Origin of the sequence: Actinophytocola sp. (genome assembly GCF_036555685.1) — a bacterium.
Taxonomy (GTDB): Bacteria; Actinomycetota; Actinomycetes; order Mycobacteriales; family Pseudonocardiaceae; genus Actinophytocola.
This window is the reverse complement of record NZ_DATBKY010000154.1, coordinates 45,826-60,239: the sequence shown is the minus strand read 5'-3', so window position 1 is coordinate 60,239 and position 14,414 is coordinate 45,826. Positions and strand designations below refer to the sequence as shown.

General features: G+C 72.3%; 14 protein-coding genes. 9 read left to right on the top strand and 5 right to left on the bottom strand.

Annotated features, from left to right (window positions below; all coding sequences use genetic code 11):
* The 3 genes from VH969_RS14895 to VH969_RS14885 form a co-directional block, all read left to right on the top strand.
* Nucleotides 1-1,524 (top strand): sensor histidine kinase (locus VH969_RS14895; protein ID WP_331974388.1); only part of this gene is annotated, 1,524 nt, incomplete at its 5' end.
* Nucleotides 1,517-2,233 carry a response regulator gene (locus tag VH969_RS14890; protein WP_331974386.1) on the top strand — a complete coding sequence of 239 codons (717 nt, stop codon included), beginning with the start codon at nt 1,517-1,519 and terminating at the stop codon, nt 2,231-2,233. The genes VH969_RS14895 and VH969_RS14890, both read left to right, overlap by 8 nt.
* Nucleotides 2,230-3,444, top strand: a complete 1,215-nt coding sequence (locus VH969_RS14885; RefSeq protein ID WP_331974384.1) for a beta propeller repeat protein — start codon at nt 2,230-2,232, stop codon at nt 3,442-3,444. The genes VH969_RS14890 and VH969_RS14885 overlap by 4 nt, the downstream gene beginning before the upstream one ends.
* Before the next feature lie 37 nt (nt 3,445-3,481).
* On the opposite strand, the gene trxA is transcribed toward VH969_RS14885, so the two are convergent.
* Both trxA and VH969_RS14875 read right to left on the bottom strand, forming a co-directional pair.
* Entirely contained in the window at nt 3,482-3,862 is a 381-nt protein-coding gene (gene trxA, locus VH969_RS14880; protein ID WP_331974382.1) for a thioredoxin, read from the bottom strand.
* Nucleotides 3,863-3,961: 99 nt separating this feature from the next.
* Nucleotides 3,962-4,495 (bottom strand): hypothetical protein, encoded by a 534-nt coding sequence (locus VH969_RS14875; protein ID WP_331974380.1) that lies wholly within the window; start codon nt 4,493-4,495, stop codon nt 3,962-3,964.
* A 256-nt stretch (nt 4,496-4,751) separates the two neighbouring features.
* Here VH969_RS14875 and VH969_RS14870 point away from each other — a divergent pair, with 256 nt between their 5' ends.
* Nucleotides 4,752-5,228 (top strand): SRPBCC family protein, encoded by a 477-nt coding sequence (locus VH969_RS14870; RefSeq protein ID WP_331974378.1) that lies wholly within the window; start codon nt 4,752-4,754, stop codon nt 5,226-5,228.
* Nucleotide 5,229: 1 nt separating this feature from the next.
* Here the strand turns inward: VH969_RS14870 and VH969_RS14865 are convergent, their stop codons facing one another.
* Nucleotides 5,230-5,385 (bottom strand): hypothetical protein, encoded by a 156-nt coding sequence (locus VH969_RS14865; protein WP_331974376.1) that lies wholly within the window; start codon nt 5,383-5,385, stop codon nt 5,230-5,232.
* Between the two features lie 17 nt (nt 5,386-5,402).
* Between VH969_RS14865 and VH969_RS14860 the strand changes: the two genes are divergently transcribed.
* Complete coding sequence (locus VH969_RS14860) at nt 5,403-6,035, top strand: hypothetical protein (RefSeq protein WP_331974374.1); 633 nt, start codon at nt 5,403-5,405, stop codon at nt 6,033-6,035.
* Here the strand turns inward: VH969_RS14860 and VH969_RS14855 are convergent.
* Nucleotides 6,032-6,847 carry a hypothetical protein gene (locus VH969_RS14855; protein WP_331974372.1) on the bottom strand — a complete coding sequence of 272 codons (816 nt, stop codon included), beginning with the start codon at nt 6,845-6,847 and terminating at the stop codon, nt 6,032-6,034. The two genes, VH969_RS14860 and VH969_RS14855, sit on opposite strands and share 4 nt — an antisense overlap.
* A gap of 79 nt (nt 6,848-6,926) precedes the next feature.
* Between VH969_RS14855 and VH969_RS14850 the strand changes: the two genes are divergently transcribed.
* A complete protein-coding gene (locus VH969_RS14850; protein WP_331974370.1) occupies nt 6,927-8,117 on the top strand; it encodes a metallophosphoesterase in 1,191 nt (396 codons plus the stop codon).
* Between the two features lie 13 nt (nt 8,118-8,130).
* On the opposite strand, the gene VH969_RS14845 is transcribed toward VH969_RS14850, so the two are convergent.
* Nucleotides 8,131-8,397, bottom strand: coding sequence for an EF-hand domain-containing protein (locus VH969_RS14845; RefSeq protein ID WP_331974390.1), 267 nt, complete (start codon nt 8,395-8,397; stop codon nt 8,131-8,133).
* 24 nt (nt 8,398-8,421) lie between these two features.
* Between VH969_RS14845 and VH969_RS14840 the strand changes: the two genes are divergently transcribed.
* The 3 genes from VH969_RS14840 (at nt 8,422) to VH969_RS14830 (ending at nt 14,342) form a co-directional block, all read left to right on the top strand.
* Nucleotides 8,422-9,195, top strand: a complete 774-nt coding sequence (locus VH969_RS14840; RefSeq protein ID WP_331974368.1) for a cyclase family protein — start codon at nt 8,422-8,424, stop codon at nt 9,193-9,195.
* Nucleotides 9,192-10,826, top strand: a complete 1,635-nt coding sequence (locus VH969_RS14835) for a thiamine pyrophosphate-binding protein (protein WP_331974366.1) — start codon at nt 9,192-9,194, stop codon at nt 10,824-10,826. The genes VH969_RS14840 and VH969_RS14835 overlap by 4 nt, the downstream gene beginning before the upstream one ends.
* A 903-nt stretch (nt 10,827-11,729) precedes the next feature.
* Nucleotides 11,730-14,342, top strand: a complete 2,613-nt coding sequence (locus tag VH969_RS14830) for an ATP-binding protein (RefSeq protein WP_331974364.1) — start codon at nt 11,730-11,732, stop codon at nt 14,340-14,342.
* The last annotated feature ends 72 nt before the right edge of the window (nt 14,343-14,414 follow it).

Here is a 14,414-nt window from a genome sequence, read left to right as displayed (position 1 = left end):
GCCGTGCCGTGGTTGGAGTTCCTCGCCGCGCCGGTCAGCTGGCTCTACGACTTCTATCCCGCTGCCCTGATCGTCGTCGGCGTGCTGTTCGTACGGTTCGCGCAGGCCGGCCGGGCGCAGCGGGCCCGGATGCGGTTGATGGTCTACGTCACGGCGTCGCTCATCGTCACCACCGTGCTCACGTACTCGGTCGCGTCCGGGTACGGGGCTGACCCGCCGCTGTGGGTCCGCCTGCTCAGCGGGCTGTACGTCCTGCAGCAGCTGATGGTGCAGGTGACGATCGTGATCGGGATCGTGCGGCACCGGGTGTTCGACATCAACCCCGTGGCGCGCCGCTCCACGATCTTCACCGTGCTGTCGCTGGTGATCGCGGGCGCGTACCTCGTCGTGGCGGCCGCGCCGGGGTTCACCCTGCGCAACGAGATCCCGGTCCAGGTCGCGGTGGTGCTGACGATCGTCGCCGCGGTCGCGTTCCAGCCGCTGCGGGCCCGGCTGGAACGGCTCGCCGACCGGTTCGCGTTCGGCGAGCGGGTGAACCGCTACGAGCTGCTGACCACGTTCGGCGCGCGGCTCGAGCAGACCGTCGACCTCGCCGACCTGCTCCCCCGGCTAGCCGACACCGTCCAGAAGGGACTCGCGGCGCGGTGGGTGCGGGTGACGCTGCCGGAGGCGAACGCGGCGGTCGGCGAGCCGGCCGGCGAACCCGCGCTGCGGGTGGCGCTGGAGCGTGGCGGCGAGGTCGCCGGCCACATCGAGTGCGGCCCGAAGGACGGCGGCTACGAACCCGGCGACCGCGAGCTGCTCGACACGCTCGCCCGGCAGGCGGCGACCGCGATCGCCAACGTCCGGCTCACCGCCCGGCTGGCCGAGCAGGTCGACGAGCTCGCCCGCTCGCGCGCCCGCATCGTCGCCGCGCAGGACATCGAGCGGCGGCGCATCGAGCGCAACATCCACGACGGCGCGCAGCAGCACGTCGTCGCCCTGATCATGAAGCTGCGGCTGGCACGCAACCAGGTCGGCCGCGGCGACCGGGCCGCCGACGAGGTCCTCGACGAGCTGCAGGGCGACGCCCGCGACCTGCTCGCCGACCTGCGCGAGCTCGCGCGCGGCATCCACCCGCCGGTCCTGTCCGACCAGGGGCTCGTCGTCGCCGTGCAGGCCCGCGCGGACCGGCTGCCGCTCGACGTGCGCGTACACGCCGACGCCGCGCTGCGCGACGGGCGCCTGGACGCCGACGTCGAGGGCGCGGCGTACTTCGTGATCTGCGAGGCGCTCACCAATGTCGTCAAGCACGCCGCCGCGAACACCGCGGGCGTCGATCTGTCCACAAGAGACGGACAGCTTTCCGTGCTGGTACGCGACGACGGCGTGGGGCTCGGCACGGCCAACGGCGACGGCGGCCACGGACTGACCAACCTGCGTGACCGGGTCGAGGCGCTCGGCGGGCGGCTGACCGTCCACAGTGAGCCCGGCGGCGGCACCAGCGTGCGCGCCGAGCTGCCCGCCGGAGCCGGCCATGACTGAGCGGCCGGCGGACCGGCTCCGCGTCGTCATCGCCGAGGACAACTACCTCGTCCGCGAGGGCACCCGGCGCCTGCTGGAAGACTCCGGCGAGGTCGACGTCCTCGCCTCCGTCGGCAACGCCGAGGAGCTGCGCGACGCGGTGCGGCGCCTGTCCCCCGACGCCGTGCTCACCGACATCCGCATGCCACCCGGCCACCACATGGAGGGCATCGACGCGGCCCACGCGATCCAGGCCGAGCATCCCGGCATCGGGGTGGCCGTGCTGTCGCAGCACACCGACGAGAGCTACGCGTTCGCCTTGCTGCGCAACGGAACCGCCGGTCTCGCCTACCTGCTCAAGGACCGGCTCGGCGACCTCGAGGACCTCATCCGCGCGCTGCGCGAGGTGGCCCGCGGCGGCTCGGTCATCGACCCGCTCGTCGTCGACGCGCTCGTCGCGCGCCGCACCCGCAACGCCAGCTCCCCGCTCGCGACACTCACCGCGCGCGAGCTGGACGTGCTGCGGGAGATGGCGCAGGGTAAGACCAACGCCGGCGTCGAGCAGGCGCTCAACCTGTCGGCATCGACCGTGGAGAAGCACGTCAACTCGATCTTCGGCAAGCTCGGGCTGGCCGACGGACCGGTACACCGCCGGGTCGCGGCCGTGCTCGCGTTCCTGCGCGAGCGGCCCGCCGGCGACGCGTTCGCCTCGGATGTGGAGGTTCGGTGAGACTCGTCGGGGTCCTGGCCGTCGTCGTGCTGGCCGGCACGCTGGTATCCGGCTGCGACAAGCGGGCCGGGCTGCTCGCCGAACAACGCGGCGCCGCCGAGCAACCCGGCGCCCGCCGGCCCGGCGCCACCACGTCGAAGGAGCCACCGCCGCAGGCCTGGCGGATCGCCGGCAGCGCGGAGACGAAGCCGACCAGCGTGCTGTGGGACGTCGTCGCGGTCGACGCCACGCACGCGTGGGCCGTCGGCCACGACAGCTACGACCCGGAACGGTCCGACACCACCGGCGTGCCGATCGTCGAGCGGTGGGACGGCACGACGTGGACGCGCGCGGAGCTGCCCCGCGTCACGTGGCACGGCGGGCTCTCCCTCGTCGCGGCGGACGCGCCGGACAACGTGTGGGCGCTCGGCGGCCGGGGCGGCAGCGACCCGGCCCAGACCGAGACCCACCTGTTCCGCTACGACGGCACCACGTGGGCCGAGGTGCCGTTCCCGCCGGCGAAGGGCACCACGATCACCGACATCGCGGTCTCCGGCGGGCACACCTGGCTCGTCGGGTACCACGGCGGCGACGTGGTGATCCAGGAGTGGGACGGCTCGGCCTGGCAGCAGCACCAGCCGCCGGCCGAGTGCACGCGGGGCGGCACCTCGTTCGGCGGCATGCCGACGTTCTGCAACTTCACCGGGATGGTCGCGTTCGGACCGTCCGACGTGTGGGTGGCGGGCAACGCGGCGTGGCCGGGGTTCAAGGGCCCGCTGCTGTTCCACTGGGACGGTGCGGTGTGGAAACCCGTGCAGGTCGGCGTCAACGACGACGACACCGCGTTCAGCGAGATCGCCGGCACGCCCGGCGACCTGTGGGCGGTCGGCAACACGTCCGGCTACGGCGGTCCCGTCGCCGCGCACGGCGACGGGAAGAAGTGGCGGATGGTCGAGGGCCTGGCGACGGCACGGATCACCGACGTCGCCGTCGACGACGCGGGGTGTCCGTGGGTGCTGGAGAACTCCCCCGCGCCCGCCGCCACGTTCGCCACCTACCGCGACCGCCGCTGGACCCGCACCGACGCGCCACGCCCCGACGAGACCGTCGGCATCAGCCTGCACGGGATCACGGCGATCCCGGGGACACCGAACATGCTCGCGGTCGGGGACGTCGACCTGCCCGGCGAGCCGAGGATGCTCCAGTCGGTCGTGCTGGAGTACCGGAGCTAGCCGGACCCGGCACGACGAGCCACGAGACGGGTGCTGCTCAGGCCTCCTCGTCTTGGCCGGCCTGCTCCTTGGCGATCGCCTCGCGCACCTCGTCCATGTCGACGGCGCGGACCTTACCGATCAGCTCCTCCAGCGCCGCGGACGGCAGCGCGCCGGGCTGGGCGTAGAGCACGACACCGTCGCGGACGGCCATGAGCGTGGGGATCGACGAGATGTTGAACGCCTGCGCGAGCTCCACCTGGGCCTCGGTGTCGACCTTGCCGAACACGATGTCGTCGTGCGTCTCGGCGGCCTTCTCGAAGACCGGCGCGAAGTTGCGGCAGGGGCCACACCAGGACGCCCAGAAGTCGACGAGCACGGTCCCGGGCGCGCCCACGACCTCGTTGAAGTTCTCGGTTGTCAGTTCGACGGTCGCCACGTACGGCTCTCCTCTGTTTCGTCGGTTACCGCCGTCAACACCGAAGCCGGCCGAATTGTTCCGGGCAGGTGCCGGTGGGCACCTGCCCGGAACGGTCGGTCAGCACATCGTGGTCGCCATCACGTCGTACGGGCTCGCCCACGAGGCGCAGCCGTTGTAGGAATGGCCGTACCAGTTGTGCCCGAATTCATGGGCGGCAAGGAGGGCGGGGTCATTGACCGCGCCCGGGAACAGCTTGATGAGCTGGCCCATTCCGTAGTTGCAGCCGACGACGATCATCCGGCCGTCCTTGGTGACCATCTCGATCGGCTCGAAGCCGCAATCCGTGATGGCGGAATTCTGGCACTCGACCGGCGTGCCGCCGCCCTCGGAGGCGCCGCCCCAGTAGTTCGCACCGGTGCGGATCGGTGACGCCCAGCCCGAGCAGGACGGCTGGATGGTGTAAGACCAGGCTGGAGCCGCCTGTTCAGCGGCGATCCGCTCGGTCGCCGTGGTTTTCGCCGTGTCCGCCGCGGCGGGTGTCGCCGCCCCGGTCGCCGCCCCGGTCGCCGCTCCGGCGACCGGCGCCCCCAGGACGCCGAGGGCCACCGCGGCCGAAACAGAGATGGCCAATTTCATGACCAGCCGATACATCGCACGTCTCCTGTCGACATTGACTGGATGGTGGACAGCACTTCAGTAGCAGGGTGGAACTGGTGAATCCGAATGCGATGAAAATGCCCCGGGTAAGCGCTTTCCGTCCCCGGTGATATCGAAGTTACTGATGCCCGATTTAGCCTGCAACCTACGAAAGTAGGGTCGGTCCCGTTCGCAAATACCGGTTATCCGTGCGTGCGGAGTCGGAGCCGGCACGTGTCGCGATCCGACCCGGCCGGGCTACGGTTTTCCGGTGGAGCCCACGATCTCGATCAGCACGGAGGTGGCCGCCGACCCGCTCACCGTGTGGTCGATGGTCACCGACCTGCCGCGGATGGGACGGTTCAGCCCGGAGAACGTCGGCGGGCACTGGGTCGGCGGGGCGACCGGGCCCGCGCTGGGCGCGGAGTTCCGCGGCACCAACCGCAACGGCGATCTCGAGTGGTGGACCAAGGTGCGGGTCGTCGCGTGCGAGCCCGGGCGGCGGTTCACCTTCGACGTCCGCACCCCGATCGGCATGCGGGTGTCACGCTGGTCCTACGAACTCGTCCCGACCGAGGCCGGCTGCCTGCTCACCGAGCAGTGGTTCCGGGTCGGCAACTGGTTCATCCGCCGGTTCATGGGCCCGCGATTCACCGGCCGCGCCGACCGCCCCGGCTACAACGTCGTATCGATCGAACACACCCTCGCCGCCGTGAAGGCCGCCGCCGAGGCGGCCCAGGCCGCGTAGCTCACCGCTGGATCACCTCGGCGGCCCGCTCGTGCAGCTTCGCCCGGATCTCCTCCGGCGTGTACCCGCGACGCTTGCGCTCCGCCCGCGCGATCACCGCTCCGGTGGCGGCCACGCCCACGAAACCCGCCACTCCCAAGACCTTCCACCAGCGCATTGGCCTACGCTACCGCGATGGCGGACAGCAAGCTCGCGCTCGACCAGGCCGTCGAACTCACGCGCACCGGCGACGTCTGGCTCTTCCGCGGCAGCACCGCCGCCGACCGGACCATCCGGATCACCACGAACAGCCCGATCAACCACGTCGGCATGGCCGTGGTGCTCGACGACCTGCCGCCGCTGATGTGGCACGCCGAGCTCGGCCGCTCCCTCACCGACATGTGGACCGGTACCCGCCACCGCGGCGTGCAGCTGCACGACCTGCGCGAGGCCGTCGTGCTGTGGACGACCAGGTACAAGCAGCGCGCGTGGCTGCGCCAGCTCGAACCCTCGGTGACGCGCGAGATGGAGGACGCGGTCCTCAAGACGATCGCCCGCCTCGACGGCACGCCGTTCCCGTCGACCGCGAAGCTGCTGTCCCGCTGGGTCTACGGCCGGGTACCCCGGCTGACCAGGCGTGTGGCGGAGGGGCAGCTGGAGACGGCGTACTGCGCGGAGGTCGTCGCGATCACCTACCAGGCGATGGGGCTCCTGCCGGCCTCGCGCAAGCCGAACTGGTACGACCCCGGCCGGTTCTGGAGCGGCGACGAGACGCGCCTCGGCGAAGGCCGCCGGCTCGGCGACGAGATCGCCGTCTCCCAGGGCTAGACACGCCCAGGCGGCGAGGTTCGCAGGGTCGGGACCGCGTTCGCGTGCAGCCACTTGTGACCTGCCCGCGCCGCACGCTTCAGCGCCGACCGCTCGCCGAAGTAGTCGCCCGCCATGCCGACGAGCGGCAGCTTGCCCATCGCGCGGTGGTAGAACCGGCCGTGCGGCCGCTTGCCCAGCTCGTCGGAGACCGACAGCAGCAGCCGGCCCTGCCGCCAAAGCCACTTCGCCGCGGCCTTCACGCCGAACCGCCGGCCCCTGGCGGGGTCCGGCACGGACGTCGCGGCCGGCAGCTCGTGGGTGAGCTGCGCGACGACCGCGTCGTCGGCCGCGTCGTCGCCCCGGCCCGCGGCCACCAGCGGGTCGATGTCCCGCTCGAACAGCACCATGGCCAGCATGCGCACCCGCGTGCCGCGGTCGTCCACCCCGTGCTCGCTCGCGATCGCGCACAGCAGCAGGCCCTGGCCGGCGGAGCCGAGCATGTCCTGCAGCGGCAGGCGGTCGCCGAGCGCACCGGCGAGACCGGTCACCGACGCGGCGAGCGCGGTGAACCGGCCGACGCGGTTGACCCACCAGTCGGTTCGCTCGTCCACGGTCAGCTGCGCCCACGACTCGGAGCCCGGGTACCGCAGCTGCCCGAGCCTGCTCTTGATCCGGTCGAGCACCTTCCGGTCGACGTCACCTGCCCGGTCCTCGTCCGGCAGTTCGATCTCGGCGTCGTCCCTGCGCAACCGGGCCAGCATCGGACCGCAGGACCGCACGAAGGTACGCAACACCGCCGCGACGCGCTCATCGGTGATCGGATCGGCCACCGCCACCACCTCCGGGTCAGGAGTACCACGCCCCTCGAAGGCATATGCGCCCGCAGGTAGCGTGGGCCCGGGAGGTCGGATGGCCGAGACTGAACAGCGGATCGAACAGCAGGACCGGGTCGCGCGGCCACGCAGCCGCCGGGTGTTCCTCGGCTTCGTGTTCGCCGCGCTGGTGCTGCTGTTCGGCGTGCCGTGGTGGGCGCTGGTGCTGTCGGGTCCACAGTGGCCCGTCCCGGTGTTCGTCGCCGGCACCGTACTGATCATCGGTGCCGCGCTGGTGCTGCCCTACCTGATGATCATCGGGCACGGGCCCCGCACGCTCGACTGGGCGGCGCGCATCGGCGACACGACGATCGGCGTCGCGTGGATCCTGTTCACCTGGACCGTTCTCGGCACCGTGCCGCGGGTCGTCCTCGCCATCGCGGACGTGGAGAACCCGCTGCGGTCGCGGCTCGTGGCCGCGTTCGCCGTGGGCGCCACGCTGGTACTCGTCTGCTGGGGCGCCTTCGAGGCGATGCGGGTGCCGCGGGTGCGGGTCACCGAGGTCGTGCTGCCGCGGCTCGGCCCGGGCTTGGACGGCACGAAGGTGGTGCTGCTCGCCGACACGCACTTCGGCCCGATCGAGCGGTCCCGGTGGTCGGCCCGCACGGCGGCCGCGGTCAACGCGCTCGAGCCGGACGTCGTCGCGCACGCGGGCGACATCGCGGACGGCACCGTGGCGCGGCGCCGCGCGCAGGCGGCCCCGCTGGGCGACATCCGGGCGCGGCTCGCGCGCGTGTACGTGACGGGCAACCACGAGTACTTCGGCGAGGCGCAGGCGTGGCTCGACCACATGGCCGAGCTGGGCTGGACGCCACTGCACAACCGGCACGTGGTCGTCGAGCGCGGCGGGGACCGGCTGGTGCTCGCCGGCATCGACGACGCCACCGCCGTCGGCTCGGGCCTGCCCGGCCACGGCGCGAACCTGGCCGACGCGCTGGCGGGCGCCGGAGAAGGCCTGCCGGTGCTGCTGCTCGCCCACCAGCCCCAGCAGGTGCGCCACGCGGTCGCCGCGGGCGTCGACCTGCAGGTGTCCGGCCACACGCACGGTGGGCAGATCTGGCCGTTCCACTACCTCGTGCGGGTCGACCAGCCGTCCGTGCACGGCCTCACCCGCCACGGCGAGCGGACCCAGCTGTACACCACGCGCGGCGCCGGTTTCTGGGGCCCGCCGCTGCGGGTCTTCGCCCCGAGCGAGATCAGCCTGCTCATCCTCCGCGCGCCGGGCTGACGCCCCGGGCGGCTCAGCCCGCGCGGTTCCACGCGGAGGTGAACTCCTCCAGCGAGATGCGGCCGTCCTTGTCCGTGTCCGCGTCGGCGAAGATCGATGCGATCTCCTCCTCGCTGATGGTCTCGCCGCGGTTGGTCATCGCGGAGGCGAACTCCTGCATGGTGATCTGCCCGTCGTCGTTCATGTCCAGCTCGTGGAACGTACGGGTGAGCTCCTCGCTCGTGGACATGCGAATCGCCTCCTGGATCTCGGACCGGGCGGAAGCATAGTGTCCAGCCAGCCACCGACCCCCGAGGAGCCCACGATGCCGCTGCTGGCCGACCTGCTCGAAGCGATCTCCACGAACCGGGTCGAGATCGTCGACCTCACCGCGCCCCTGTCGCCGGAGACGCCGATCCTGCAGCTGCCCCCGCCGTTCGCGAACACGATCAACTTCTCCCTCGAGCAGATCAGCCGCTACGACGAGAACGGCCCGCACTGGTACTGGAACAACATCCACACCGGCGAGCACACCGGCACCCACGTCGACGCGCCCGTGCACTGGTCGTCCGGCAAGGACGGGCTCGACGTCTCCCAGCTGGCACTGCGCACGCTCGTCGCGCCCGCGGTCGTGATCGACGTGTCCGACCGGGTCGCCGCCGACCCCGACTACCTGCTGCAGATCGACGACGTCCGCCTCTGGGAGGCCGAGAACGGCGAGCTGCCGACCGGCGGCTGGCTGCTGCTGCGCACCGGCTGGGACCGCCGCTCCCACGACGCCGAGCAGTTCCTCAACGCCGACGAGACCGGCTCGCACACGCCGGGCATCGCACCCGACTGCGCCCGCTGGCTCGCCGAGGACACGAACCTCGTCGGCATCGGCGTGGAGACCGTCGGCACCGACGCCGGCGCCGCGCACGGCTTCGACCCGGCCTTCCCGTGCCACCACTTCTTCCTCGGCGCCGGCAAGATGGGCCTCACGCAGCTGCAGAACGTCGCGAGCCTGCCGACGACCGGCGCGCTGCTCGTCGTCTCGCCGCTGCCGATCGTCGGCGGGTCGGGCAGCCCGGCCCGCGTGTACGCGCTGGTCGAACGGTGAGCACCACCGCCGAGCTGGTCGGCCACACGCTCGCCGGGCTCGGCGTCGACCACGCGTTCGGCGTCGTCGGCAGCGGTAACTTCGTGGTGACCAACGCGCTGCGCGCGGGCGGCGTGCCGTTCGTCGCCGCCCGCCACGAGTGCGGTGCCGCCACGATGGCCGACGCGTACGCGCGGATGAGCGACCGGCCGGCGGTCGTCACCACCCACCAGGGCTGCGGGCTCACCAACGCGCTCACCGGCATCACCGAGGCCGCCAAGAGCCGCACCCCGCTGCTCGTGCTGACCGCCGACACGCCCGGCGCGGCCGTGCGGAACAACTTCCGCATCGACCAGGACGCGGCCGTCGCGGCGGTCGGCGCCGTGCCGGAACGGATCCACTCGCCGGGCTCGGCGGTGGCCGACACCGTGCGTGCCTACCGCACGGCCGTCCACGAGCGACGGACCGTCGTGCTGAGCATGCCGCTCGACGTCCAGGCCGCGCCGGCCGAACCCGCGCAGCCCGCGCCAGCCGCCGCAGCACCCGCCGCACCGGCCACCGTCCGGCCCGCCGCGGACGCCGCCGCCGAGCTCGCGGGCGCCCTCCGCGCGGCGGACCGGCCCGTGTTCATCGCCGGCCGCGGCGCGCGCGGCGCCGGGCCGGAGCTGCGCCTGCTCGCCGAGGCGACGGGCGCGCTGCTCGCCACGTCGGCGGTGGCCAACGGCCTGTTCGCCGGCGACGTGTGGTCGCTCGGCATCTCCGGCGGCTTCGCCACACCGCTTGCCGCCGAACTGATCGGGAACGCCGACCTCGTCGTCGGGTGGGGCTGCGCGCTCAACCAGTGGACCACCCGGCACGGCAGGCTCATCGGGCCGGACGCCCGCCTCGCCCAGGTCGACATCGAGCAGACCGCGCTGGGCGCGCACCGGCCCGTGCACCTCGGCGTGCTCGGCGATGTCGCGGAGACCGCGCGGGACGTGCTGTCCCTCCTTGGCTCCACTCAGGACGGTTACCGCACCGCCGAGGTCCGCGCACGGATCGGGGAGCAGGGCCGCTGGCGGTACGTGCCGGTCACCGATGAGTCCACAGTGGACCGGATCGACCCGAGGGTGCTGAGCCGCCGGCTCGACGAGCTGCTGCCCGCCGAGCGGATCGTGTCGGTCGACTCGGGCAACTTCATGGGCTACCCGAGCGCCTACCTCGAGGTGCCGGACCAGTACGGGTTCTGCTTCACCCAGGCATACCAGTCGATCGGGCTCGGCCTCGCCACCGCGATCGGCGCGGCGCTCGCCCGGCCCGACCGGCTTCCCGTCGCCGCGCTCGGTGACGGCGGCTGCCTGATGAGCATCGCCGAGCTCGACACCGTGGTGCGGCTCGGCCTGCCGATGGTGATCGTGGTCTACAACGACGAGGCCTACGGCGCCGAGGTGCACCACTTCACCGGCCAGGACCACGCCACCGTCCGCTTCCCGGAGACCGACATCGCCGCCATCGGCACCGGCTTCGGCTGCGCCGGGCTCACCGTGCGCACCGCGGCCGACCTCGACGGGGTGACCGCGTGGCTCGACAGCCCGCGCGACCGCCCGCTGCTGGTCGACGCCAAGATCACCAGCGACGGCGGGTCCTGGTGGCTCGCCGAGGCGTTCCGCTAGCCGATTTCCGGATCCGCGCGAACATCGCGCGCCTTTCGGTGTGGACGGTCGTCGACGACGTGTCCTCCGCGGTCGCCGGCGTGTACCGGCGCACCGAGCCGCGGCAGCGCCGGCTCGGCGAGTACCGCCGGCTCACGGTGTCCCCCGTCCCGCTTCGGGGTCAGCCCGCGGGCACGTGCTCGGCGGGTCTGGCACCGCTATCACTGTGCGGCTCGACGACCGGCTGCCCGCGGCGTTGCCCGTCCGTCCGCACCCCCGACGTCGTCGACCGGCTCGTGGTCCTCCTCGGGCCGCTGCCGCGGCTGCCCGGCGGCGAGCGCCAGCGACTGCGCGCGATGCTCTCCGCCTGGCTGCGCGCGAACCGGTCCCCCGCCGCGGCGGGCCGAACGGCTGACGGTCTCCTGCGCGCTGATGGCCCGCGAGCTCCCCGACGGCACCTGCGCGCACCGCGAGTAGACGGATTGAAAATAGCCTCGGAATTGGTCCGGAAATTCCTGCGATTGATAAGCTAATTCTATCCTCGAACCCGCTCGCGCGAGAACTTTCCAGCGACCCGCCGAGATCTGACGGTAATTTTCGAACCGCTCACCGTGGCCGTCCGGTCACGGGCCGCGACGGCCCCGCACATACCCGTCGATTCGCTGGTCGCCCGCACGATCGGTACCCGCCCGGCACCCGAAGAATGATCTCCGAAGGTTGTAGTGCGTTTGGAGTAACCGGGCGGGACCAAAGTCCTTAGTTGAACATCGAACGGGCGCCACACCTGGCCCGGTCTTGACATTGTCGAACGGTTCGGCTTGCATCGCGAAGTCGCCAGTGCGTCCGATTTTCGCGGAGCTTCTGGGGCTCGCCAGAAACTAGCCGGGGGGCACCGGCACAGCCGACGTTCAGATGGGACATGTGGTGCCGGAGCCAGGTCAGCAGGATGCGGCGAAGTGGCGGGTCAACAGCTGGAGCCTGCGCACGAAGGTCGCCGTCGTGCTCGTGGTTCCCGCAATCGTCGCGCTGATTCTCGGTGGCTTGCGTGTCCAGCAACAGTTGGACGACGCCAACAGGTTGAGCACCGTCCGCGACCAGCTCGACGTCGTCGGCGAGGCGGTGAAGCTCGCCGACCTCGCCGCGCTCGAGATGGTCGCCGCCGTGCCGCCCGACGAGAACACCCGCGCGCGCCGCGAGGACGCGGTCGACAAGCAGGTGACCGAGCTGCGCAACGCGGCCGACTTCGCGCAGCTGCCGAGCGACGTGAACCGCAAGCTCGGCGACGCGCTCGAGCAGCTCGCCGAGGCGCGCAAGCAGGCCGCGACCGGCAAGACCGACCCGGTCACCGAGGCGTTCTCCTACCGCGCGGTCATCGCGGGCCTCGGCGAGCTGCTGCCGCGCGTCGTGTCGTTCACCCGCACCGAGGACCTCGACGACCGCGCGTCCAACCTGCTGTCGATGCTGCTGCTGCGCGCCGCGCTCGCCAGCGAGGAGGCACTGATCGCCTCCGCCACCGGCAAGCCGGTCAGCAACGACGTCGCCGCCTCCGTGCAGCACAACGCCGCCGAGGAAGCCGTGCTCGGCCAGCAGCTCTCGCTCGACATCCCGGCCGCCGACCTGCCCGAGTTCGTCTCCGCGACCCGCACGTGGTCCGCCCGCCGGGACGCGATCCAGTCCGCGATCGCGCGCAACAAGACCGCGGAGCTGCAGCGGCTGCTGCCCGACCTGCAGACCGAGCAGACCTCGCTGCGCGGGCTGATCGACCAGAAGTACACCGAGCTCGTCGACACCGTCGGCCAGCGCACCAACCAGGCCCGCTCGGACGCCCTGCGCGATGCCGCGATCGTGCTCGGCGCGCTGCTCGCCGCCCTCGCGGTCGCCCTGACCGTCGCCCGCTCCCTGCTGCTGCCCGTCCGCAGGCTGCGTGCCGCCGCCCTGTCGGTCGCACACGACAAGCTGCCGAAGACCGTCGACCGGGTGCGCGCGGGCGACCACGTCGACTGGAAGGCGGTCGAGCCGGTCGCCGTGCGCACCGACGAGGAGATCGGCCAGCTGGCCCGCGCCTTCGACGACATGCACCAGCAGGCCGTCCGGCTCGCCGGCGAGCAGGCCGAGCTGCGCCACCAGGTGAGCGAGATGTTCATGACGCTCTCCCGGCGCAGCCAGTCCCTCGTCGAGCTGCAGCTCGGCGTGATCGAGAGCCTCGAGGCCGACGAGCACGACCCGCGCCGGCTCGATGGCCTGTTCCGCCTCGATCACCTCGCCACCCGGCTGCGCCGCAACGGCGAGAACCTCCAGGTGCTCGCCGGCGGCACCCCGCCCAAGCGCGGCAACCGGCCCGTGTCGGTCGTGGAGGTGCTGCGAGCGGCGACCTCGGAGGTCAAGGACTACAAGCGGGTCAGCCTCGGCCACGCCCCCAACGCGGCCGTGCGCGCGACCGCCGCCACCGACGTCGTGCACATCCTCGCCGAGCTGCTCGAGAACGCCACCCGGTACTCCCCGCCGGACCGCAAGGTCGTCCTCACCGCCGACCGCGGCACCGACGGCGGCCTGCTGTTCGAGGTCATCGACGGCGGGCTCGGCATGGCCGAGGAGGACCTCGAGACGGCCAACCACCGGCTCGCGGCCGCCGACGCCATCGGCCCGGAGACCACCCGGCGGATGGGCCTGTTCGTGGTCAGCCTGCTCGCCGCGCGGCACGACCTGACGGTCCGGTTGCGACCGACCCACGACCGCGCCAAGCAGGCCGGCATCACCGCGAGCGTGCACGTGCCCGGCACGCTGGTGCTGTCCGAGGGCGCCCCGGAAACCGTTGCGGCACAAGGACAGGCGACCCCGATGGCGACCCCTGCAGCGGTCCGGGAGACGGAGCCGGCCGAGCCCGAGGCCGCCGCGCCGGCACCGGAGGCGGCGTCCGCGGCAGCCTCGGCATCGACCTCCGCGCCCGCCGAGAGGACGACCGGAGCCCTCCAGCCGGTGCCGGTCGTGCCGCCGCTGCCGCCGGAGCTGCCGAACGGCAGCAAGATCGGCTGGTTCACCCCGGTCGTCGCCGTCGAGGAAGCGGCCAACGGGACCAGCGGTACCAACCACGCGACCACCAAGGCGCCCGACACCTCGGGACGCGGCTGGCTCACCCCGGCCACCCCGCTCGGGGACGCGAAGCCGGACAAGAAGCCGGACAAGAAGCCGGACGCGGTGTCGTCCGAGTCGGCTGTGACCAAATCCGCCGCAACGAACGGCACCGCCGGAACGAATCACATGTCGGACATCGACCCGCCGACCATCCGCACCACCGCGGCGGGTCTGCCGGTGCGGACGCCGGGCAACACCTCGACGACCGCGGGCCTGCCGGTACGCAAGCCGGGCAGCGCGTCGCCGCCCAAGCGTTCCGGTCAGCATGCTGGCCAGACCGGCACCGGCTTCCGGGACCCAGAAGCCATCCGCAACAACCTGTCCAGGCACTACGGCGGCGTTCAGGCGGCACGCCGCGCTCGAAAGGAGCCGGATCCCGAGTCCGCAACAGAGCGGGAGAACTGACGTGGCGTCACGGGAAGACCCCGTGAACGAACCGGTCGACACGAGCCGGCGGCTGGGGAGAGCCGCCGACTC